23 protein-coding genes and 1 pseudogene are annotated in these 22,569 nt (G+C 62.1%); 12 read left to right on the top strand and 12 right to left on the bottom strand.

The genetic code is table 11. The annotated features are described in order from the left end of the window. The 7 genes from polA to VMW12_11555 form a co-directional block, all read left to right on the top strand. A partial coding sequence (gene polA / locus VMW12_11585) for a DNA polymerase I (GenBank protein ID HUZ50355.1) occupies positions 1 to 1,993 on the top strand: 1,993 nt, incomplete at its 5' end. Further along, entirely contained in the window at positions 1,986 to 2,447 is a 462-nt protein-coding gene (locus VMW12_11580) for a DUF192 domain-containing protein (GenBank protein HUZ50354.1), read from the top strand. The genes polA and VMW12_11580, both read left to right, overlap by 8 nt. Before the next feature lie 45 nt (positions 2,448 to 2,492). Next, complete coding sequence (locus tag VMW12_11575) at positions 2,493 to 2,843, top strand: hypothetical protein (GenBank protein ID HUZ50353.1); 351 nt, start codon at positions 2,493 to 2,495, stop codon at positions 2,841 to 2,843. Positions 2,844 to 2,886: 43 nt separating this feature from the next. Further along, positions 2,887 to 3,699, top strand: a complete 813-nt coding sequence (gene mutM, locus VMW12_11570) for a bifunctional DNA-formamidopyrimidine glycosylase/DNA-(apurinic or apyrimidinic site) lyase (protein HUZ50352.1) — start codon at positions 2,887 to 2,889, stop codon at positions 3,697 to 3,699. A gap of 37 nt (positions 3,700 to 3,736) precedes the next feature. Further along, positions 3,737 to 5,029 (top strand): S1 RNA-binding domain-containing protein, encoded by a 1,293-nt coding sequence (locus VMW12_11565; protein ID HUZ50351.1) that lies wholly within the window; start codon positions 3,737 to 3,739, stop codon positions 5,027 to 5,029. A 200-nt stretch (positions 5,030 to 5,229) separates the two neighbouring features. Continuing rightward, the gene (locus VMW12_11560) at positions 5,230 to 6,423 is read left to right on the top strand and encodes a Fic family protein (GenBank protein ID HUZ50350.1); all 1,194 of its coding nucleotides are present in this window, start codon (positions 5,230 to 5,232) and stop codon (positions 6,421 to 6,423) included. Positions 6,424 to 6,486: 63 nt separating this feature from the next. Beyond that, on the top strand, positions 6,487 to 6,951 hold the full coding sequence (locus VMW12_11555; GenBank protein ID HUZ50349.1) for a GNAT family N-acetyltransferase: 465 nt from the start codon (positions 6,487 to 6,489) through the stop codon (positions 6,949 to 6,951). Between the two features lies 1 nt (position 6,952). Here VMW12_11555 and VMW12_11550 read toward each other — a convergent pair whose 3' ends face one another. Continuing rightward, positions 6,953 to 8,803 carry a PAS domain S-box protein gene (locus VMW12_11550; GenBank protein HUZ50348.1) on the bottom strand — a complete coding sequence of 617 codons (1,851 nt, stop codon included), beginning with the start codon at positions 8,801 to 8,803 and terminating at the stop codon, positions 6,953 to 6,955. A gap of 99 nt (positions 8,804 to 8,902) precedes the next feature. Between VMW12_11550 and coaE the strand changes: the two genes are divergently transcribed. Beyond that, on the top strand, positions 8,903 to 9,487 hold the full coding sequence (coaE, locus tag VMW12_11545; GenBank protein ID HUZ50347.1) for a dephospho-CoA kinase: 585 nt from the start codon (positions 8,903 to 8,905) through the stop codon (positions 9,485 to 9,487). Here the strand turns inward: coaE and VMW12_11540 are convergent. Both VMW12_11540 and VMW12_11535 read right to left on the bottom strand, forming a co-directional pair. Beyond that, positions 9,456 to 10,217, bottom strand: coding sequence for a hypothetical protein (locus VMW12_11540; protein ID HUZ50346.1), 762 nt, complete (start codon positions 10,215 to 10,217; stop codon positions 9,456 to 9,458). The genes coaE and VMW12_11540 overlap by 32 nt on opposite strands. A gap of 6 nt (positions 10,218 to 10,223) precedes the next feature. Next, entirely contained in the window at positions 10,224 to 11,453 is a 1,230-nt protein-coding gene (locus tag VMW12_11535; protein HUZ50345.1) for an amidohydrolase family protein, read from the bottom strand. Between the two features lie 307 nt (positions 11,454 to 11,760). Between VMW12_11535 and VMW12_11530 the strand changes: the two genes are divergently transcribed. Beyond that, positions 11,761 to 11,982 (top strand): hypothetical protein, encoded by a 222-nt coding sequence (locus VMW12_11530; GenBank protein ID HUZ50344.1) that lies wholly within the window; start codon positions 11,761 to 11,763, stop codon positions 11,980 to 11,982. A 39-nt stretch (positions 11,983 to 12,021) separates the two neighbouring features. Then, entirely contained in the window at positions 12,022 to 12,345 is a 324-nt protein-coding gene (locus VMW12_11525; GenBank protein HUZ50343.1) for a general stress protein B, read from the top strand. A gap of 7 nt (positions 12,346 to 12,352) precedes the next feature. On the opposite strand, the gene VMW12_11520 is transcribed toward VMW12_11525, so the two are convergent. Genes VMW12_11520 through lnt form a run of 3 tightly spaced genes read right to left on the bottom strand, consistent with a single transcriptional unit; the run spans position 12,353 to position 14,893 of the window. After that, a complete protein-coding gene (locus VMW12_11520) occupies positions 12,353 to 12,856 on the bottom strand; it encodes a hypothetical protein (GenBank protein ID HUZ50342.1) in 504 nt (167 codons plus the stop codon). A gap of 2 nt (positions 12,857 to 12,858) precedes the next feature. Continuing rightward, positions 12,859 to 13,413, bottom strand: coding sequence for a hypothetical protein (locus VMW12_11515; protein HUZ50341.1), 555 nt, complete (start codon positions 13,411 to 13,413; stop codon positions 12,859 to 12,861). Beyond that, positions 13,406 to 14,893 carry an apolipoprotein N-acyltransferase gene (gene lnt / locus VMW12_11510; GenBank protein HUZ50340.1) on the bottom strand — a complete coding sequence of 496 codons (1,488 nt, stop codon included), beginning with the start codon at positions 14,891 to 14,893 and terminating at the stop codon, positions 13,406 to 13,408. The genes VMW12_11515 and lnt overlap by 8 nt, the downstream gene beginning before the upstream one ends. Positions 14,894 to 14,903: 10 nt before the next feature. Between lnt and VMW12_11505 the strand changes: the two genes are divergently transcribed. Continuing rightward, complete coding sequence (locus tag VMW12_11505; GenBank protein ID HUZ50339.1) at positions 14,904 to 15,707, top strand: hypothetical protein; 804 nt, start codon at positions 14,904 to 14,906, stop codon at positions 15,705 to 15,707. Here the strand turns inward: VMW12_11505 and VMW12_11500 are convergent, their stop codons facing one another. From VMW12_11500 to VMW12_11475, 6 genes and pseudogenes are all read right to left on the bottom strand, one after another. Then, a complete protein-coding gene (locus tag VMW12_11500) occupies positions 15,708 to 18,206 on the bottom strand; it encodes a hypothetical protein (protein HUZ50338.1) in 2,499 nt (832 codons plus the stop codon). It lies immediately after the preceding gene. A 4-nt stretch (positions 18,207 to 18,210) separates the two neighbouring features. Then, entirely contained in the window at positions 18,211 to 19,365 is a 1,155-nt protein-coding gene (locus VMW12_11495; GenBank protein HUZ50337.1) for an LptF/LptG family permease, read from the bottom strand. 19 nt (positions 19,366 to 19,384) lie between these two features. Further along, positions 19,385 to 19,747, bottom strand: a pseudogene (locus tag VMW12_11490) (lytic transglycosylase domain-containing protein). 164 nt (positions 19,748 to 19,911) lie between these two features. Then, complete coding sequence (locus tag VMW12_11485; protein HUZ50336.1) at positions 19,912 to 20,301, bottom strand: heat-shock protein HtpX; 390 nt, start codon at positions 20,299 to 20,301, stop codon at positions 19,912 to 19,914. Further along, positions 20,298 to 21,341, bottom strand: coding sequence for an ACR3 family arsenite efflux transporter (arsB, locus tag VMW12_11480; protein HUZ50335.1), 1,044 nt, complete (start codon positions 21,339 to 21,341; stop codon positions 20,298 to 20,300). The genes VMW12_11485 and arsB overlap by 4 nt, the downstream gene beginning before the upstream one ends. Then, entirely contained in the window at positions 21,338 to 21,679 is a 342-nt protein-coding gene (locus VMW12_11475; GenBank protein HUZ50334.1) for a metalloregulator ArsR/SmtB family transcription factor, read from the bottom strand. The genes arsB and VMW12_11475 overlap by 4 nt, the downstream gene beginning before the upstream one ends. 99 nt (positions 21,680 to 21,778) lie before the next feature. Here VMW12_11475 and VMW12_11470 point away from each other — a divergent pair. Beyond that, positions 21,779 to 22,569: hypothetical protein (locus VMW12_11470; protein ID HUZ50333.1), on the top strand; the 791-nt coding region annotated here is incomplete at its 3' end.

Genomic DNA, 22,569 nt, shown 5'->3' with positions numbered 1-22,569 from the left:
CGGCACGCTGGACGCGCTGGTTGCGAACCCGGCGCTCGCGGGTAGCGCAAAACTCGAGCAACTCGTCATCAAACACGGCGATGAAGCCAAGCTCTATCGGGACGTTTCGACGATTCGCCGCGATCTCGACGTAACGCTGGATTGGTCGCGCAGCGAGTACCGCGCGCCGAGCGATGCCGATTTGTATCGCATTTACAAAGAACTCGAATTCAAAACGCTGTTGGCTAAACTCAAACCGCCGGCGGAAGACCTGCCGCTCTTCGAGACGCAAGCGAAGCTGGAAGGCCGCTACGTCTCGTATGTAGCGGCGGTCGATCCGCCGGAGTTCGATCGGCTCGCGGCCGATCTCCGAGCGCTCGGGTCGTCCGCTTCGCTGGCCTTCGCCGCTACGAGCGATGCGTTCGGGGTAAGCGGACGCATCGGCGAGGGCGTGGCTTTTTCGCTCGGAGCGCTCGCCTATCCGCAGGTGCGCGAGGCCATGCTCGCATTGCTGTCGCGGCCGGAACGCGTGGGAGCCTACGATCTCAAGCGCATAGCACACCTCCTGCACGAAGCGGGCATCGCTCTCACGAGCGCTCGCGACGACGCGATGATCGCGGCGCATCTGCTCAACCCCACCCGAACGTTTGCGAATATCGACGATGCCGCTGCGGAGTTGCTGCACATCGCGCTCCCGGAAGACGCGGCGGCCTACGCGGATGCGACGCTCCAAATGTTGGAGCGCGCGCGAGCCGAACTGCAGGCTCGGGATCAGTTACGGTTGTACGAAGACGTCGAGGTGCCGCTCGCACCGATTCTCACCCGTCTGGAAGCAGCCGGCGTGAAAATCGACCCGAGCGAGTTGCACGTGCTCTCGGCGGAGATCGATGTGGCGGTGCAGCGCTTGCAGCAGCAAATTTACGATTTCTCCGGCGAGACGTTCAACATCGGATCGCCCGTGCAACTCGGCAACGTGTTGTTCGGCAAGCTCCAGATTCCCGGCGGTAAGAAGAACAAGACCGGGTGGGCGACCGGCGTCGAGGTTCTACAGGGCCTCGCGCACGAGTATCCGATCTGCGCGCTCGTGTTGGAGTGGCGCGAGGTGACCAAACTCAAAAACACCTACGTCGACGTGATTCCGCAACTGGTCGATCCGCGCGACGGCCGTTTGCGCACGGTCTTCAATCAAACCGCGACGGCCACGGGCAGGCTCTCCTCAACCAATCCAAACCTGCAAAACATTCCCGTGCGCGGCGAACTCGGGCGCCGCATTCGCCGTGCATTCGTGGCCAAAAGCGATGAGTATATTTTGCTCGCCGCGGATTATAGCCAAATCGAATTGCGCCTGATGGCGCACCTCTCGGGCGACGAAGCGATGCGGCGTGCGTTTGAAGAAGGGCAAGATATCCACGATTTCACCGCGCGGCAGATATTCGGTCTCTCCGCGACGGATAGCGTCGACGGCAACCAACGCCGGATGGCCAAGAGCGTGAACTTCGGCTTGCTGTACGGCATGTCCGATTTCGGGCTCGCGCAGCGCTTGGAAATCGGGCGCGGCGAAGCGCGCGAGATTACCCAGGCATACTTCGCGCGGTTCCCTTCGGTCCGCGCGTATATCGACCGAACGATCGCGCAGGGCCGAAACGACGGCTTCGTTACGACGCTGCTGGGCCGCAGGCGCTATATGCCCGCGCTCGCATCGAGCAACTACATGCTGCGTGCCGCGGCCGAGCGCGAAGCAACCAACGCGCCGTTGCAAGGCAGCGCCGCGGATTTGATGAAGCTTGCGATGGTGCGGATAGATCGCGAGCTCAACGATACGGAGTACGATGCCACGATGCTCCTGCAGATTCACGACGAAGTGATCTTCGAGGTGCGGCGCGAGCATCTGCACGATGTGGCGCGCCTGGTGCGTAACCAGATGGAAGGAGCGGTTGCTTTGAGCGTTCCGCTCGACGTCACCGTAAAGACGGGGCAGAATTGGTACGATGTGGAGAGTATGAACGATGCATAGCCTACTAGCGCTGATCTTTGCGGCCGTCACGGCGACGGCTGCGCCGATGCCCTCACCACAAACTTTGCCGAAAATCGTCGTCGCCGCGCCGCGGGCAACGCTCGCTCTGCAAGTCGCCAACACCGAGCAAGAGCGCGAGACCGGGCTCATGGGCGTCACGCATTTGCGCGCGCATACGGGGATGCTGTTCGTCTTCGCTCAGGATGCGCCGGTCGAGTTTTGGATGAAGAATACGCTCGTGCCGCTCGACATGGTGTTTCTCTCCGCCAACGGAACCGTGCGCAGCGTCGCGTCGAACGTGCCCGTCGTCGCCGCTACGGCGCCCGATTCCGCCATCCCGCGCCGCGGCGGCACGGCCAAATACGTTATCGAACTCCCCGCCGGAGAAGCCGAACGCGACGCGATTATTCCGGGCGTGCATCTCCCAGTGGAATCCCAGACTTCGCTGCAATAGCGGCGCAAACGTCACTTCTTCCCGGCATCGAGCGTTGTAGGTGATATGAAGTACGTATCGCTTTTTATCGCCATGTTGTTTGTCGCGGGTATCGCATCGCTCGGTATAGCTCGCGCGAACGAAGCGCATGAGGGCTCGATTTGCGGCCACGTGCTCGCTCCGCCGGCCGTAACGCAAGCCTATGCAACCGCGCTCTCGCATCCCGGCATCGTGATCGCCCGTTCCGGCACCACGCAAGTGCAAACCACGATCGGCTACGATGGAAGCTATTGCTTCAAAGATCTGCCGACCAACCTCTTTCGCCTGAGCGCCTTCGGTGACGGTAACTACACCGCGCTCGTCACCCCGATCGCCGGCAAAACGGTCCACGTGGATCTGCGGCCGGGCTCGCACTAAGCCTTAGGCTTGCGCTTCGGCGAGGTTCGGGTATCCTTAACCGGTGCCCGAACTCCCTGAAGTCGAGACGATCGCCCGCGGCCTAGCCCAGCGCATCGTCGGCAAAACCATCGCCTCGGTCGAGGTTCGGCTCCCGAAAATTGCGGTTGCGCCCGAAGGCGTCGATTTCGCCCGGGCCCTGCGCGGCGAGCGCATCGTGGGGGTGAGCCGCCGGGCCAAATACGCCATCCTGGAACTTTCCTCGGGCCGTAGCCTGGTGACCAGCTTGCGCATGACCGGCCGCCTGGTGGCCCAGGAATCCGGCGCTCCCAGCTACCGCGGCACTCACATCGTCCTGCGCTTCAGCGACCGGTCCCGGCTGGATTTTGCCGACCTGCGGACCTTCGGCCGGATGCGCCTGGTCGAACCCGGGGAGCCCTGGGACGAACGCCTTGGAACCGAGCCCCTTTCGCCCGGCTTTACACCGGAGGGCTTTATCGGTATGCTTGCGGGGCGGACAACGCCGATCAAGGCTCTGCTCCTCGATCAGCAGCGTATAGCAGGCATTGGAAATATCTATGCATGCGAAGCGCTGTGGGAGGCCGGGATTCGTCCCAGCCGCCCCGCGAAGGCGTTAACGAAAGCAGCGATTCGCCGATTGCACCACGCAATCGTGGACGTACTCTCTCGCGCAATCGATATGCGCGGAACGAGCGTCGACGATTATGTGGATGCGGACGGGCTCGAGGGCGGTTTCCAAAACGTGCTCTCGGTCTATGGAAAACTCGGTGAGCCATGCCCGCGCTGCGCGAGCCCGATCGTACGAACGGTGCTGGCACAACGGGGGACCTGGTGGTGTCGAAGCTGTCAGCGTTGATCTGCAAAAAATAAATAATTAAGGTAGGAACTACACCATCTCTACGACTGAAATCGCTCCCGCTCAACTCGAAGAAGAAGAGGATCAACTCGCACTCGAGCAGCGTCTCTATGAAGAGTCGCTCAAAGTTCTCGATGAAGGCCAAGTTCTGAACGGCATGATCGTTCAGAAGGATAAGGACGAATTGCTCGTCGACGTCGGCGGCAAATCGGAAGGCGTCCTTCCGTTCCGCGAGCTTTCGCTCGCGATCGATCCCAAAGGCCTCAAAGTCGGTGACTCGCTCGAAGTGATGATCCATCGCATCGACGAGATGGACGGAACCCTCTTCCTCTCGGAGCGCCGCGCGCGCGCGCTCAAGACGTGGGAGAAAGTCATCGAGGCACACGAACAAGACGAAGTGATCGAAGCTACGGTCACGCAAGTCGTCAAGGGCGGCGTCTTGGTGGATCTCGGCATGCGCGGCTTCGTGCCGGCATCGCAGATTCGTCGCCAACCGGTCGGCAATCTCGATGAACTCGTCGGGCAGCGTCTGCGGCTCAAAGTGATCGATCTCGATCACAAACGCCATCGCGTCGTGCTCTCGCAACGCTTGGTTCTCGAAGAAGAACTCCAGGCCAAGAAGCAAGAGCTGCTCGACACGTTGGAAATCGGACAGATTCGCGAAGGCGTCGTCGTACGTCTTGCGGACTTCGGTGCGTTCGTGGACCTCGGCGGCATCGATGGTTTGATTCACAACAGCGAATTGAGCTACGCCCGCATTAAGCATCCGTCGGAAGTCGTCAAGATCGGCGACGTGGTGCAGGTCGAGATCATGAAGTTCGACCCCGAAGCCAAGAAGGTGAGTCTCTCGCTCAAGCATGCGTTGCCGGATCCATGGGATCAGCACGCCGGCCAGCTCGTCGAAGCCAACAAGATGACGGCGCAAGTCGTCAAGGTGACGCCGAACTACCTGCTGGTCGAAATCGTCCCGGGCATCCTCGCGATGGTCCCCAAAGGCGAGTTCGATCCGAGCGCACAGTTCAGCCCCGGCCAAGAGGTTGAGGTAACGCTGCTCACCATCAACGAAGCGACGCGCCGCATCACCGCATCGATCCAGCACGTGGCGGACATTCCGCCCGAAGAGATCGAAGCGTTAGCGATCGACGAAGAGTTGGTAACGCCTCCCAGCGGCACCACGCCGGCCGTCGGCACGATCGGCGACGCCCTCGGGGCGCACGCCGTAGCCGCCGCCGAAGCTTCGCTCGCGGAGACCGCCGCCGAAGAACCCGTCGCGGAGACGGCCCCGGCCGCAGAGGCGCCTCCCGTCGCAGAGACCGCTCCAGCCGAGTAACCCGCCGTCCAGGCGAACCAACAAAGCGGGCGCGATCGAGAGATCGCGCCCGTTTTACTTCTGCGCGTTAGTAAAATATATGGCGATTACTTTACTAACATCGCTCCCAAGACAAAAGCCTTTACTCCAAACGGCGGCTGAGTATCGTTAGTTAAAATATTGGCGTATTTTTAACTAACGTCAGAACGGAGTAAAATCCCTTGCCTTTCGTCCTTGCGCCCGGCCACCGCCTGGTCGGCGAGACGCGATCCGGCTACTGGATCGAGATTCCTTCCCGGTTTGAACCCTATAGGGCCTTCGTCCCAAAGCCATTACCGCCGCATCCCGCGCTCTCTTTGACTATGGAGGATACCGAGTTAGCCAGCCGCGCCGGCCGCTCTCTTGGTCGGCTCGACGGCGTGGCCGAGATATTTCCCGACATCGACATCTTCCTGTCGGTGTGGCTCCTCAAGGAGGCTGTATACTCATCGCAGATCGAGGGAACGCAATCGTTGCTTTCCGATCTCCTCATGTTCGAAGTCGACCAGCATGCAGAGGCGATCGATGACCTACGTGAAACCGCAAACTATGCGGCGGCGGTGAAGGCTGGGCTTGATGGCCTGAAGACGCTGCCGCTATCTCTGCGGCTACTCCGCGACGCGCACGAGCGATTGTTGCAGAGTGGTCGCGGCAGCGAACAACAACCCGGCGCGATGCGCACCTCGCAGAACTGGATTGGCGGCACCCGGCCTGGCGCGGCGCGTTACGTTCCACCGCCTCCAGAATATCTCGCTGACGTAATTTCCGACCTGGACAAATTTTTGAACGATATACCCGAGCGCACACCGTTGCTCATCAAGGCTGCTCTCGCGCACGCACAATTTGAAACTATTCACCCGTTCCTCGATGGCAACGGCCGCGTGGGGCGTTTACTCATCGTGCTACTACTCTGCGCAGATGGTGCGCTACGGCGCCCGCTTTTATATATCAGCTTGTTTTTCAAACGACATCGCGACGAATATTATGAGCTACTCCAGCGCGTTCGCACCGATGGTGATTGGGAGAGCTGGATTCGCTTCTTCTTGGAGGCTGTAGAGGTAACCGCGGAGGAGGCGGTCGCAAGCGCGCGTAGTGCGATGGCGTTATTCACCATTGATGAAAGGCGAATTCGCGAAGGTATGGGCGCCGCGAGCGGATCCGCGTTGCACGTATTGCGCGCGATGCAAGTGTCCCCAATTGCTAACGGTGCGCTGCTTGAACGGAAAACGGGTCTTTCGAAGCCTACGGTTAACACGGCGGTGCAGTCGCTGATAGGTCTCAATATTTTGCGAGAGCTTACGGGAAAACGGCGAAACCGCATGTTCGGCTACGATGGATACCTCACGATCTTACAGGAAGAAAAACTCCAGGCATAACGGCCCCCGCATTGCCCGAGCATTATGTGTAGTTCGACTCAGGAGAACGGTAGTATGGCTGTTATGATTCGACGATTCCGCCTTGGTGACGAAATAGCGTTGGCGCGCGTATTTCAGCGCTCTGTTTCCAGTATCGCGCCCACAAAGTATCGTGATGATCAGGTCGCTGCATGGCTTCAAAGCGGCCCCACCAGCGACGAACTGCGCGACCGAATGAGGAGTCGAGAGGCGTTCGTCGCGGAGGACGACGGTGTGTTAGTTGGCTGGATCGATCTTCTCCCTAGCGGCCATATTGACATGTTGTATTGCATCCCAGAGCGTTCTCGGGGAGGCATTGCCGATATGCTCTATGTCGAAGTAGAGAAGCGAGCGCGAGCGATGGGAATATCGCGACTCCATTCGGAGGCGAGCATCTTCGCCGAGGCGTTTTTTAAGCGTCACGGATGGAGGGTGGATGAGCGCGAGCTCGTGGTTCGCCTTGGCGTAACCATAGCGCGGGCGCGCATGTCCGTCGCGCTGGAACGATAAGTCAGTCGGAGCGAGCGAGGGTTTCCATGAAAATCCGTAACGCGGTCAGGCGCCGTGGCGGAAGGATGACCGGCCATGAAAAGTCCACCGCGACCGATCGCTCGAAAAGTACGCCTCGAGGTAAAACAACGTAGCCGCTGAGATCTTTGGCGCGCATGACGAGGTCGGCGTCGTGATGGGCGCGACTAAAGAATCCGGTCGCGTCCCACTCGCGGCGAAGAACCTCGAGAAACGCATCGCGTCGCGAGTCCACGTCGTCGTAGCGTAGAATTTCGCGACTTAAGGCGAGCGCCGTGTCGATATCGTCCGATTGCTCGTCGTGAGGCAGCTTCACCGCGTGTTCGATGGCAACGATCGAGGACGGGAGGCCGCTTCGCATCGTTATCGGTCGCAATTCGAGCGTCACCCATCGGCGCGGATCGCCCGGAGCGACGCGGAGCAATCGACTGACGCTTCGTCCACTCTGCAGTGCGGGCCACGCGCTTTCGATCCGCTCGCGCCCTCGTGGATCTTGCAGCAGTTTCTCAAGCAGCAAGCCGTCGAGCGCCTTTGCGCGTTCGTTGGCGTGCCGTACCTGTAGTTCCAGCGGTTTCACCACGTCGTATATGACGATCGGCTCGTCCGCGAGAGCGATCGCGCCCATCAGCCGCGGGGTTTGCGGATAGCCGTGTTTGCGCGCGCCGATGTCCTTGCCGATGAAGAACCACGAAATGGCCCTGCCGCCGCTATCGCGCAGGTGATAGCCGGTCAGCTCGATCCACAGATCGCTGCCATCATCGCGACGGCGTAACAGCAACTCGTGCGAGATGTCCTGGTGGCGTTCCAGTTGCGAGACGATGCCCGTAATCGTTTTCGCGTCGTTGCCCGGACTAAGAAAATCGACGAGCGTTCCGCCCGCCACCTGCTCGGAATTAAGGCCGACGAATGCGGAAAAGGCCGGGTTTGCGTACGTGATTTTCGGGCCGCCTTCCGACGGGCGTTTTGCGTCGGTGAGAACGATAAAATCCGGCGACTGCGAGAGACTCGACTGAAAGGAAGCGAGTCGTTCTTCGCTGCGTTTACGATCGTCGATATCCACGTAGGTGACCGAGATACGTTCCGTGCGGCCGGACTCGCCGGGGAGGCCCGATAGGGCGACCTGGATCCAGCGCCGTTCGCCGTCGCCACGCCGTATGAGTTGCTCGTGCAGGAACGTCGCGCCGCATGAGACCTCCGCGATGCACCGATCGATTAACGCCGGGTCCTCTTCACAGAGATTTCCCGCTATTCCCTCGGCCATGAGCCTTTCGCGCGGCACCTTCATCAATTCGCAGAGTGCGTCGTTCGCGTATGCGAGGTATCGGCGCTTCGGGTCGCCTTCGGGAAACTCGAAAATGGAGACGGCGCCCCGCGCTTGCTCGACAGCGCGGTAGAGCCGTTCGCGTTCCGCTTGCGCCTGGCGGCGCTGGGAGATATCGCGCAGTACCGCGACGTAATGCGTTACTTCGCCGCGGCCATAGCGTAGCGGCGACCAGCGAATCTCCGTCCAGGTGGAGCGATTCTTCCCGCCGAGCTCAACCTCGAATTGCACCGGCTTCCCGGAACGGACGTCGATAAAGAGCGCTTCGTATAGCGCTCGGTTCTGCGGCTGAATTTTAAGAAAGGGACTGGAGGGGTCGAGGAGCTCTTCGCGCGAGAAGCCGCTCAGGCGTTCGATGGTTTCGTTGGCGTAGACGATGCGGATTGGAATATCGGGCTGCCCGGTAAACTTCATGATGGCGATGCCGTCGTTGGCTTGCTCGATCGCAAATTCGAGCAGCTCGACGAGTTCTACCGTACCGCGGTCACCCCGAGTCTGCGGTGTATTCTTCATCCATGAGTACATTCGAGTAAAGACCCGATTTACCCTAACTTTACAATTCCTTAACATTCATAGCGCTCGTTCGCCCTCTCTATGTCGAACGGGCTAGCGATGCACGTCGGCTTAACGGGTGGGATCGGCTCGGGGAAAAGCACCGTAGCGCGCATGTTTGAGGAGTTGGGCGCTTTCGTGATCGATAGCGACGAACTGGCGCGCAAGGCGGTGGAGCCCGGGAGCCCTGGGCTGCTCGAAATTGCCGCCCTTTGGCCGAACGTGGTGCACGAAGGTGACCTCGATCGGGCCGCGTTGGCGCGAATCGTCTTCAACGATGCGGCGGCGCGCGATCGGCTCAATGCGATCGTGCATCCGATCGTTCGCAGGCTCGCGGCGGAGCGAACCGCGAGCGCGCGGCCGGGGCAACTCGTCGTGCAGATGATCCCGCTGCTGTTCGAAACCGGCAGCGAGGGAAGGTTCGAGAAAACGATCGTCGTCGTTGCCCCCGAGGCCGCGCGCATCGAGCGCGCGATGCGCCGCGACGGGGCGACGCAGGAGCAGATACGCGCGCGCATCGCATCGCAAATACCGGTCGACCAGGCGCGGCGGCGGGCCGATTACGTTATCGAAAACGACGGCGATCTAGCGCATCTGCACCGGCAAGTTCGGGCTATATACGATGCCCTGATGGGCTTGGGCTAGCCTTCGGATTCGGCGCGGGTGATGGTGTCGCGGTTGCTATCGGCACGGAGAACGGGGCCCAGCGCTGCACTAATAGGTAGCGGCCGCCGGCACGCGTTGCGGTAATGAAACCACGTACGGCCACCGTTGCGTCCAGGGGTGCGCCGATCAATCGACGCGGCAGGGTCGTGCTGCCGGTGGAATCGGTGACGATCGCCCGCGTTGGGTCCAGTTGCCCGGCAATCGTGATCGCATCGCCGATCGGAAGTTTCGCAATCGCCGAAATCGGCGTCGGGGCGACGAAGCGCACGTGCGTCGTCGCAACCGGCTGCGTTCCGGTTTGAAGGAGGCGAACGCGAATCGTATACTCGCCGGGTTTCGGGCTCGTGCCGTTGCGCGCGATCTCATTCCAATCGTACACGGCGAGCGTATTGGTCCCCGGGAGCACCGTGCGCAGATGTGACGGAAAATGAATCGCCGATGATGCTGTTTCTTGCGGCACCGTGCTCCAAACGAGCCTATCGCCAAGCAGCACGTCGATTGCATATTCGGTTGGAAGCGCGAAGCGCACCGCGATCGGCGAAGACGACGGATTATCGAGAACGACGCCGATCGCCAGTGTATCGAGCAAGTCGAGGCTATTGCGCATGACGTGCACCGAAAGCCCCACCGGTGGCGCCGGGTGAGGCTTGGCATGCGCGGTGGCACCGAGCAAAAGCGCCGCGCACAGCAAGGAAAACGCTCGTTTCATGTGCTGTTATCCTCCCGCACGCAAGGCCTCTCCGGCGCGTTCGTTCGTCAATTCGCCCCGGCTCATCGCCACTTGTCCGTTGACTAGTACGTGCTCGATTCCCACCGATAACGAAGCGGGGCGCGCGTACGTTGCCGTATCCGCAATCGTTTCGGCATCGAACACGACGATGTCCGCATAGGCACCGGGTTCGATCGTGCCGCGCTCGCGCAGGCCAAAAATGCGTGCGGGGAGGCTGGTCATTTTCCGCACCGCTTCAATCGCATCGAACGCTCGTCGCCCGCGCACGTACCGGCCGAAGATGCGCGCGAACGTCCCAAATGCGCGCGGGTGCGCCATCCCGTAAACGCCGGTATCGAGCGCGTAGCTGGGCGCGCACGAACCGATCGTGGTAAACTCCGCGGCGAGAATCGTCGCAACGTCGTCCTCGTCGAGCGAACGGTCGAACGTGCGTACCGCACCGCCGGCCGCGCGCAGTATCTCTACCGCGGCGCGCGCGGGCGAAAGACGGCGCGCGCGTGCGATGTCCTCGATGCTTTCACCGCACAGATCCATCCACTCTTCGCCGGGAACGGACGCAATCGTGATGTGTGCCCACCGGTCGCCGACGCGCGCGGTAAGCGCGAGCGCGAGCGTGGCGGCAAACGCCGGGTCGTTCAACGTCTCGCGCAATCGCGCATCCGGAAGCACGTGGAGCTGCGGCGGCAGCAGATCGCGCAGATAATCCCACGTCGCGACATACGGGTAGCAATCGGCGTACGCCGGCGTTCCGCTTGCGCGCGCGCGGTCGATACGCTCGAGCAGCCGGTGCGCGGAGCCGCGCGCACGGTCGCGCGCGCCCAGGTGTTCGCACAGCAACGCCACCTCGGCGTGCCGCGCGCCGTCCAGCGCCTCGTCCAGAGCATCCTCGACGCCGGTTCCATAATCGCGCAGGTGCGCCGCATAGAGCGGGCGCCCGGCCTCGCGTGCTTCGACGAGCGCCGCCGCCAACGCCGCCTGCGCGCCCGGCGTATCGCGTGCGACGCGCCGGTCGTCGCTGATGCCGAAGGCGCCCTGCTCGCAGGCGTCGCGCACGTCGCCGGCGCTGGGTACCGCAGCGAGGCCGTGTAGCATACCGACGTTGAGCGTGGGGCGTTCGTGCGCGATCGCACGCAGCGTCGCATCCACACTTTGCTGCGAACCTCTCCCACAATTTCCGATAATGACGGTCGTGACGCCGGCAGAAAGTTTTGACACAAAACGAGAATCGCTCTGCCAGCGTTGCTCGTCGTGGGAGTGGCAATCGATGAATCCCGGCGCAAGGGTCTTGCCCCGACAATCGATCCGCCGATGCGCGTCGCGGTGACTCAGGTCACCAATGAGGGCGATACGCTTGCCTGCTATCCCGACGTCCGTCGTGAAGGCGGGCCTGCCCGTCCCATCGACGATCCGTGCTCGCTCAAGAACCAAAGAGATCAAGCTGAGAATTTCCTAGGTTTACCAAGCAGCCGGATGGGTAATGGTAACCATGTACCACGTTCTATCGAGGTGAAACGAGTCAAATATGGCGACGCAAGACGAACCGCAGGGCGGAATGAGCGTTCGTGAAGCCGGTCGACGCGGCGGCGAACGAGTGAAAGCCAAGTACGGCACCGAGTTCTACGAAGAGATCGGCCGTAAGGGTGGCGAGGCGACCAAAACCAAGTACGGTCCGTCATTCTATGAAGTCATCGGCCAAAAAGGCGGCCAGAAGCCAAAACGCAAAGGCGATACTTCGTCGTCCTAACGGGCGACGCTCCCGGTAACGAGTGTTTTTACAACATCCATGGCAGAAAAAAAAGAAGAAGAAGCCACCGGCAAAACCAAGGAAATGTCCGTGCGCGAAGCCGGTAAAAAGGGCGGCGACACCGTCCGCGACCGATATGGCTCTACGTTTTATGAAGAGATCGGGCGCAAAGGCGGCAAGGCCACGCGCGATCGCCATGGAGTCGAGTTCTACGAGTCGATCGGCCAAAAGGGCGGCCAAGTCGTCAAGGAAAAATACGGGGCGGATTTCTACGAGGAGATCGGCCACAAGGGCGGCCAGAAGGTCAAGAAACTGATCGCGGACGCAAAGAAAAAAATCGAGGACGACGCCGCGGCCAAGTAAGCCCCTGCTAGCTGCAGGCGCCGCTCGCCATGAGGCGATGCGCCTCCGCCGCCACGGTGCCTGCCGGGAGGGCACCGTCCGGTTGGAGGGTCATCACTAGGCCGCTGCGTGACGACCAAGCAACCGACGCTTTATCGAATCGTTCGGCCGTACATGGCCGGAGTACGATGTTGACCCCATCGAAGGTCACCGGAAGATGCTGGCTCGGCCACTCCGAAAGCAGCATCGCGTTTTTTCCAGCCGCATACTCGACTGCGATTCCTCGCCGGTCCGGCGTATCGGCGCCGCTCAACGGCGGAACCACCGCAAACTGCAGCGCTTGGACGCGCGGAATGTACGGGCGGTAGGCGATCTTCGTCACCACCTGCTCGGGCGGCATCGTAACGCCGCGAGTATCGATGAGCATAGGCGGAACTGAGGCGGTTGCCACGTGATGGGCCGTGCTATTTGCCGTGCAGCCCCCCAAGACGGTCGCGACGAGAAGAGCGCCCAAGCAAAGCGTCGTACGCATGCTTACTTCTTTAGCTGGACGCTGCCCGCAATCTTTCCGAAATGAATCTCATTGGTCGCAAAATTTACGGTGATCTGGCTGATTTTCAGCGTTTGGTCTTCCGTGTGCACGTAGCACGGGTGCGGCATCAGCAACATCTTCGTGCTGTTCGTCCACTCTACGAGATCGGTATCGAACGATCGTTTCTGCGTATCGCCGATGCGTTCGATATCGACTTTGCCAAGCGCCGTAAAATCCAGCGATTGCGTGTTGACGCTGACGTGTTCGGCGGAGATCTTCATATACGGTTTGCCGTTCTTAAAAATGACGCCGTGATGCACGCCGTTAATGCTGCCGGTGCTTCCATCCGGCGAGAGCTCGGCCGTATCGTAATCGAAGCTCCACGAGCGCGTGGTGATGTGATTCCCGCGCACGTGCCCGCCGAGTAGATTGACCGCCTGCATCGCCGGCGGGATCGGCGGCGTTCCACGGCCCGCGAGAATAATCCCGATCGTGAGATACGCGGCGAACGCCAACGCGGATATCCAAGCGATGCGCTTCCACGGCCATCTACGCACGCCGCTTCACCAATACGCCGGATAGCGCAACGATCGCGATATATAGCCCCGCGAGCGCGATGACGACGCGATTGGGCCCGATGCGCGCGAACGCCGATCCAACCGGCGGCCCGATCTTCCCGCTCACTTCGGCTTGCGTGTCGAGCCCGGCGCGCGCCTGCCACGTGCCGTCGGGTGCGATGATCCCGCTAATGCCGGTCGCCGCCGCGCGCACGACGTACGAGCCGGCTTCCAGCGCGCGCATCTGCGCGATTTGCGCGTGCTGGTACGGCCCGGAGCTCGTTCCGAACCATGCGTCGTCGGTGCTGACGACCAGCACCTGCGCGCCCCGATCGATCTGCCCGTGCGCGAGATCGCCAAATGCGGATTCCCAGCAGATCAACGGCGCGATGCGCAAGCCGGCTAGCGTTGGATAGACGCCGGGAATCGTTCCTTCCGCGAAGTCGCCGTTGAGCTCGCCGATATACGGTAACCAGAAGAGGAACGATTTTCCGGGAAAGGTCTCGGCGAACGGTACGAGTTGGCGCTTATCGTAAATCGCCTGCAATCCGCCGGGCCCATAAATGAAGAGCGCGTTGTAGTATTGGCCCGCCCGCACGTCGAGGCTCCCGACAACGAGCGTGGCATCGGCTTTGCGTGCGAGTTGAACGAAGCTATTGCTGAGCGCGCCGTCGTTATTGAGCCCGCTGCGCGCGGGGATCACCGTTTCGGGCCACACGATGAGGCGCGGATGGTGCGCTATCGCGGCGCGCGTCATCGCGGTGTAGCGCGCGATCGCTTCGGGCAGTGCTTGCGGCTCCCACTTGAGCGTTTGCGCGATGTTGCCTTGAATGGCGGCCACGGGAATCGCCGGCTTTGGAAGCGCTCGCGCGGGCCACGCCCACCACCCGATGCCGCACGCGACGGCAACGGCGAAGAGCGCGGCGGCGAAGTTTCCCCACCGTCTGCGCGCAACCGCGCTCGCGAGATACGCGCCGATCGTGCAAACCACCAGCGTGACGCCGGGCGCGCCGACGTAGGCGGCCAGCACGCGTAGCGGCGTCTCCACTTGCGTGTAGCCGAGCTGCGCGAACGGCGCGCCGAGCGGGCCGATCGAGCGGAGCCACTCCGTGACGGTGAACGCCATCGCGGCCGCAAGCGGAGCGAGTGCCGGGTGAGCGCGATCGCGCGCGAGCGTGGAGAGGCTACCCGCAGCCCCCCAGGCCAGCGCCTCGAGCGCTGCGCCGGCGACCACGGCCAGATAGGCGAATACGCCCACGTCTTGCTTGATGGTGGTGCTCCACCACCAGAAGCTGATCGTAAAAAAGATGAGGCCCGCGAACCAACCTAGCGCAAACGCGCGTTTCCAGGAGGCGGACTCCCACGCCAAGAACAGCGCGGCGGTTCCCAGCGGGGCGAACCATGCGATATTCGCCTTAGGAAAAGCCAGCGCCAGCAGCAGCGCGGCAACGATTGCATAGCACGCTTGCTGCGCACGCACCGAGGACAACATGATACGTAGACTAGGCTTGCTTCTTCTGGTAACGGCGCTCATCGTCTCGGCATGCGGGCGGCAAGTGACGCCCGACCGCGCCGGTACGGGGCCGTCCGGCTTGCAGTCGGGCTATATGAGCGTGAAGTTCCGCGTCGCAGCGCCATTTAACTTTTCTACCTATCAGTACGTCGTGATCTTCAATACCACGGGCGACGGGCACACGCCGCTGCCGCTCGGGCAGCAGACCAACTTCCAGGGCTACTCGTTCGCGCTGGTCGTCTCGGGATCCGGCGGCGCGGCCTCGGTGCAGGCGATCCAATATGCCCGCCCCGCAACGCCGACCCAGGCGCCCGCGCGCATCATCATTCCCACAACGCCGCAGCAATTACAACTCACCGTCAACTCCAACGGCTCGAATACCGAATTCACCATCATCTTCGCGCGCGTCATCGCGAGCGGCGTCTTCACGCCCGCCCCCAGCGCCACGCCGAGCCAAACGGCAACGCCGAGCCCCACGCCGTCCCCTTCACCTAGCCCAACCGCGACGGCCTCGGGCGCACCCTCGCCGACGCCCGTCCCCAGCCCGACGTCGCCGCCGCCGTACGCTACCTCGTGGCAGTTCAATTACTTCATTACCGACATGAACAACGTTCCGGTCGATTCACTCGGCCAAGGCGGGCCGGCGGATACGTCGTACGGGTCGCCGGTACTCGACACCACGCAAGCGTTCGATATTCCCGTGACGGTATTGCTCGGCAACCATCCGGGCGATCAGGGCGCCGATAATATTACCGGCGGCGAGATTGCCAACGCGCCGTAGTTAGAAGTTGAACGTGGTGGGGACGATCGGCCCGGTCTGCCCCACCGCGAACGTCGCGCCCTTGTTCGGGAAGGCGAGAATATTGATCGAGACCGTTACGAGCTTTTGCGACTGATTGTAGAGCGCCTGAAGCTGATAACAATTGCCGATCGTCTTGGTGTAATAGAGCACCTTGTTCTCCAAGCGCCCCTTATTCTTCCAGTCGACGTCGGTGATGAGTTGTAACGATGCGTCGTGCCCGAACGGCATGGCGAGCTGCACGTTGGTGGAGTAAAAGCCCTGCCCCATGCCGGGGTTGAACGAGCCGCCCAGGAGCAAGACCGAGCGCTGCGACGGCCTTGCGGCGAATTGATAGCTCACCGCCTGAGCGACCGCATTGAAGTTGGTCGAGAATCCCAGCGAAAAGTTGTACGTGTCGCCGTTGAAAATGCGGACCAGATCTTGGGCGTTCTTCTGATTGGTCGTGGGTTGCTGGTCGAGGTACTGGAACGGCTCGAAAGCCGGGCCGTTGTAGTTGGCTTCGTTGTAGGTAATCGAATTGACGAAGTGCTTGCCCAGCGGCGTCGTGAGGCTCATGTTCTGTTGAATCTGCGCTTTGAGATCGCCGGTGCCGTACGCATCCTGCCGAACGTTTCCGCTCGCCTGGAAATCGCTCCCGAAGACTCTGAGCAACTCCGGCCCCAAGCCGAACGACATATCCACGCGCTGCGAGGAGAACCCGTTGCTCGGTTCGCTATACTCGCCCGCCGTAAACTGCGCGTTCACCGGAAAGATGAAGTGCGAAAGAAACTTGTACGGGCGAATCTGCAGCTCGGGAAGCTTGTTGATGCCGTATGGCTGCTGCGCGAACGTCTTGTCGATCGTAAGCAAGTAATCGTCGGCACTCGTGCTGTAATGCGTGAGCGCGTTGAAGTGAGCGGTCGAGTTGGACGAGCTGAAGCCGTTAAAACTCGATTGGCTGCTCGAAAGATTGAAGCTTACCGCTTGGCTCAGCCGTTGATTGAGCTGGCGATTATCGGTGAACGCGAGCGAGTTGCTGCTCGATTGGGTGCCCACTTGGCTGCGCGAAAACGTGTAGTTTTGCGACGTGTGCGCGGTCTGATGGACGACCGTTCCGTTGAAGCTTTCGTTTGCCGGGAGGTTGGTGTACGGCCCGTAGTTCGAGTTATAGGAGAACCCGAAATTTCCGCGCAGGCTCTGCGAGAAATTCTCGATCTCTTGCACGTTCACGTTATACGTCGAGGTGGAACTGCGCCGGTCGTGGATGCCGTACGAATCGACGCTCAGGCTGCGGCGGCCGTTGCGCTTTTGATAGAATCCGACGTAGCCGATGCCCAGGCCGACCTTGGTAAAATAATCGACGCGGTAGTAACCGTAATAATACTGGTCTTTGCCGAACGTCAGACGCGTCTTGACCCAGTAGCCCTCGTACTGGTCGTAGCCGATGTTGGGGAAGTAGTGGGGCTTCTGCCGTTCGTCGTCGATGGTGCGCAACGGGATGACGACCTTGGGCAAGAAGAACACCGCGGCCGCCCCGAGCCACAAGATCGCTCTGTAGATAACGATCTTATCGCCGGGGTATACGTCCATGTTGCGCCCGGTGATGTGGTATCCGCCGCGCGGATTTTCGCAAGTGGTCACGTACGGCGCGAGGCCGTGCGATACGCCGTCGGCATCGCTATGCAAATCTTTGGCCCGAAAGTGCACGAGGCCGCGATCGACGCCTTGAGAGCTCGTGCCGTTGCCGTTGACGAGTTTCGCCGTTTGATCGATCGTATCGAAAACGATCGTATCGGCCTGCAAGACCGAATCGCGGGAATGATCGATGATGTACGGACGGCCGGTGATCGTCACCGTGCGCTGCCCGTCGAAGTGAGCCTTGTCGCCGACGATCTCTTCCTGACCGTAATAGATATGCACGTTCCCGATCGCGTCGCCCGGCTGCCCCTGCTTGGTGCTGCCGGTGACCTTGTCGGCGAGGATGGCGATATAATTCGGCGCGAGGGTCGGCGCGCCGGTCGGCTCGGGCGTGGGCGGCGGCGGCACTTGGCCCGCCGGCGTAATGGGTGGCGGCGTCTCGCCTCCGCGTTGTAGAAATACCGGCGCGTTCGCGGAGGCCGGGTTCGGCGTCGGGGTTGGAATCGGCGGCGGCGAGACCGCGCCGGGAACGATCGGCGGGCGAGGGGTGGCGTAGAGCGTCGTGGTGCTGCCGTTTATCGCCGGAAACGTCGGTGTGGCGGCGGGAGCCGGCGAACCGCTCGGCGTCGCGCTGGGAGCTGCGCTCGGCGAAGCGCTCGGCGATGGAAAATCGTTCACCTGCGCGACGTATTGCGCGCGTTCGCGCTGAGCGCACGTCTGCCCGTTGAGGAGCTGCAAGGCGCGCTCGTTCTCGAGCTGGCGCTTCGACGGCGCGGCCATAGCCGGGGTGAACCCGCTCATAAAAGCAAGTAGGCAGACGATCGCGGCCAGGCCGCGTCGATTCATTCCATAGAGTGACACGCGGTCAGCGTTCTTCCAGCCAGAGCAAGACGGCACCCGCGGTGCCCATGACGATGTTGGGAATCCATGCCGCCAAAAACGGATTGATCGCGCCGTTGCGGCCGAATGCGGCGGCCGCCGTCGTCATCAGGTAATACACGAAGAACATCAGGATGGCGAGCGCGATGCCGAGCGTTCGCCCGCGCTTGCCGAAACGCAACGCCAGCGGCACCGCGAGGAGCACGCCGATAAAGCAAGCAAACGGCCAGGCCAAACGTTGCGCGAGATTGATCTCGAGCCCGCCGAGCGCGCTGCCCCCGACCCCTTGCGCCTGCAGCGCCTTCACCTGGGTCGAGAGCGATTTGCTCGACATCGCCCACGGATCGTTGTTCTGGCTGCTCATAAACTGCGCGGCCGTTTCCGCGAGCGGCAAACCGATGTGGATCTCTTTCACGTGTTGCTGGCTGGTGACGTAGCCGTCGGCGTTATAGCGCGTATCGATCACGTCGTGCAATTCCAGCGCGCTGTTATCGACCGTCGCGCTCTTGGCTTGCAGCGTCTCGGTCCACGGCCCGAAGTGCGCGGGCTTGAAGATCTGCACGCCTTCCATCGTCTTATTGTCCGGCGCGACTTGCGTGACGTAGAAGACGTTGCCGGTGTCGGGATCCTTGCGGAAGAACTGCGGCTCGACCGGCAGCGAGTTGGTGTGGTAGATGATTTGGTAGAACGTGCGGGTCGAAAGATCGACCGAGGTCGGCGCAACGTATTCGTTCATCGCGTAGGCGATGACGAACATCGCGAAGCCGAAGGCGAGCGTCGGCAGAGCGATCCGCGTGACCGCGATGCCGGCCGTGCGCATAGCCGTGATCTCGCCATCGCCCATGACGCGGCCCATCGCGAGCAGCGATGCGAACAGGCACGCAAACGGAAACGCCATTGGGATCGCTTGCGGAATCCGAAACACGACGAACCGCAGCACCAAGAAGAACGGCGCGTGCTGGTTGATCAGGTAGTCGGCCGCGAGGAAGAAGATGTTCAGCGCCCAGAACAGCAAAAACGCGCCGAACGCAAAGAGAAACGGGCCGATCATCTCGTGTACGAGATAGCGGTCGAGAATGGAAATGCGCAGACGCAAGGAGCGGACGCGGCGGGCCGGGTGACGTTCGGTTAGCGTCGCCATACGATGCGGGGGGGCGGAGCTAATAGCTCCGGTACGCCGACATCACGCGGGCGACGTAGGCCTGCGTTTCCGGATACGGGGGGACGCCGTGGTACCGATCGACGGCGCCGGGGCCCGCGTTATAGGCCGCAACCGCGAGGGTCGCGTCGTTGTGGTAACGCTGGAGCAAGCCTTTGAGGTAGGAGGTGCCGCATTGCACGTTTTCGGTGGGATCGAACGGGTTGGCAATGCCGCAGCTCTGCGAGGTGCCGGGCATCAATTGCATGAGCCCTTGCGCGCCCGCGACGCTGATGGCCGACGGGTTGCCGGCCGATTCGGCCATGATCACCGCGCGCACGAGGCCTTGCGGAACCGCGTTACTCGCCGAAGCATCGGTGACGAGCGTCTGAATCTGCTCGGGGTTCAACGCGTGCGGAGCATAGGGAAGGTAGCCCGCACCGCTACACCCGTAGAGCAGGCCGAGGACCATCAGGGACCCCAGCAATCGTCGCATGATGCTAGTGCCATTCTCTGGCGACCCCCTCCGGCCTCTCGCGAGAGGCGATTCTAACGAAGCAGTTCCAGAGCGAGCGCCCGAGCCTTAGCTTTCACCAAGTCGCGAATTTCGCGCACCCGCTCGGGCGGCTGGCCCTTCGGGTCGGGGAGGCCCCAGTCGGCGTCGATGCGCGAAACGCCCTGCACGTCGCAGCCCATGGTGATGACGCGCGCGGCGCGGGCCGCTTGGGCGGGGTCGATCAGTTTGGGCCGGGCCGCTGAAATATCGACGCCGTCCTCGGCCATGGCGGCGACCACGCCCGCATTGGGGGCATCCGCAGCTTCGGTTCCCGCGGACGCGACCTCGAGCGCATCGCCGGCGAAGAGCCGCAGGTAGGCCTCGGCCATCTGGCTGCGCCCGGTATTATGGCGACAAACGAAGAGAACCAGCGGCCTGTTCACAAGGCACTCCTTGCCGGGCTTTCACCGGTGGATTGATACGAGCGTTCGTAGCGGCGCGCGACCGTGACCAGGGCGAGCATGACGGGCACCTCCACCAGCGGTCCGATGACGGCTGCAAACGCTTCGCCGGACGTGATGCCGAAGACCGAGATGCACACCGCGATCGCGAGTTCGAAATTGTTGCTCGCCGCGGTGAGCGAGAGCGCGGTATTCGCGCCGTAGCTCGCACCCAAGCGCCGCCCCATCCAAAACGAGATGAAGAACATCGCTAGGAAATAGAGCGCGAGCGGTATGGCGATGCTAACGACATCGAGCGGCTGGGCGAGAATGCGTTGGCCTTGCAGCGCGAACATCGCGACGATCGTGACGAGCAGTGCGACGAGCGTCAACGGTGCGATGCTCGGCACGAAACCGTCGTCGTATCGCGCCGCGCCCATCCGCGGACGCAAGAGATAGCGCGTGGCGGCGCCGGCCGCGAACGGTAATCCGAGATAGATCAGCACGCTTTTCGCAACGTCGGCGATCGAGAGATGCACGGCCAGCCCTTGCAAACCGACCATCGGCGGCAGCACGGTAATAAAGAGATACGCGTACGCCGCGTATCCGAAGATTTGAAAGAGCGAGTTAAACGCCACCAGCGCGGCGGCGTACTCGCGATCGCCGTTGGCAAGCTCGTTCCACACGATCACCATCGCGATGCAGCGCGCAAGCCCGACCATGACGAGTCCGGCAAAAAAGGCGGGTTGTCCGTGTAAGAAGAGCGCCGCGAGAACGAACATCAGCACCGGTGCGATGATCCAATTCTGCACGAGCGAAACCGCGAAGAGCCGGACGTTGCGAAACACCGCGGGTAAGGCTTCGTAGCGCACGCGTGCGAAGGGCGGATACATCATCACGATCAGCCCGACCGGCACCAGCGCCGCCAGTAACGCAAGATGCATCGCACCCAGCGCGACGCCGAGCGCCATCGCAAGCAGAATCCAGAACGTGAGGTACCGGTCGAGAAACGAAAGGCGCGGCTGCGCGGCGGTGACGGTCACGCGAGCAACGCCGGGACGGCCGCCGACAATGCGCTTGCGATCGCGTCGCCGACGCGACGCTGCGCGTCGGGCTGGAGCCGGTAGTATACCCACGTGCCGCGCCGCTCGCCGCTGATGAGGCCCGCTTCGCGGAGCAGACGCAGATGGTGCGATACAGTCGGCTGGTTGAGCGGCAACCCGGCCGTGAAATCGCAGACGCACACTTCATCCTGGGCGCGCGCGAGGGTTGCGAGAATGGCGAGCCGGTGTGGGTCGGCGAGCGCTTTGAGGAGCGCGGCTTCCGCGGCAAAATCGCCCCTCGCCAGCTCGGTCGGGGGGCAGCATCGTTGCATCGACATATTTCGATTCTATGGGTTATATCGAGGTCTGTCAATGCAAGCGAGGCCGCATCGCTGCCGGGTCGAGGGCTTCGGGTAGAGGGGCCGAAGCGTGACCCCATGCGCGCGCTTACGTTTCGTCGCCCCGCATATGCGGCGGCCTTAGCCACCCTGTGCCTCATCGCATGGGCCCCCCCGGCAGCGCGGGCGGCTTCGGCGGTTCCCTCGCCGGCGCCATCGCCCGCGGCCGATACCCCCGCGGATCCGTGCGGCGGCCCTGGGGCTCTCCTCGCAACGCTCAACCGGCCGACGGTGGGGTACAGCGCGTGCGCGATCGCAGCGGGAACCGCCGTGTTTGAGATCGGGTACCAGAACCAGGTAATGGGCCTGGGCGCGAACGCGCAGACGCTCGCGGAGTATCCGCAGGGCTTCATTCGGTTTGGCGTGCGCCCGCGGTTCGAGTTCGACATCATCGGGCCGAGCGATGTACGCTCGCGCGTTCCGTTGGGGAACGGCCTCGATTCGGTTACGAACGGTGCGTACGATTCGGGCATCGGGTTTAAGTACGAATTGCCGCCCACCGCCCGCTATACCATCGGCATCGACGGGCTCTACACCTCGCCCAACGGTTCGCCCGCGTTCACCGCCGGTAACGCGACGCTCACCGGAAATATCGATGTTGCGTACGCACTCGACGCTACCACGGGCATCGGTACGACGCTGGCGTTTTCAACTACCGGCGGTTACGCCGCGAACGGATCGCACGCGCGTTACGGCACGTTCATGCCATCCCTCGTCGTCACCAAGCAGTTGCCGGACGCGTACCAACTCTATGCGGAGTACGTGCATCTCTCCAAAACGGCTCCCGACCAGGGGCAGCGCAATTTTGTGGATTACGGCGTGCAGAAGTT

Source organism: Candidatus Dormiibacterota bacterium (assembly GCA_035532835.1).
In the GTDB taxonomy this organism is placed as follows: domain Bacteria; phylum Vulcanimicrobiota; class Vulcanimicrobiia; order Vulcanimicrobiales; family Vulcanimicrobiaceae; genus DAHUXY01.
This window is presented reverse-complemented; position numbering and strand designations above follow the sequence as displayed.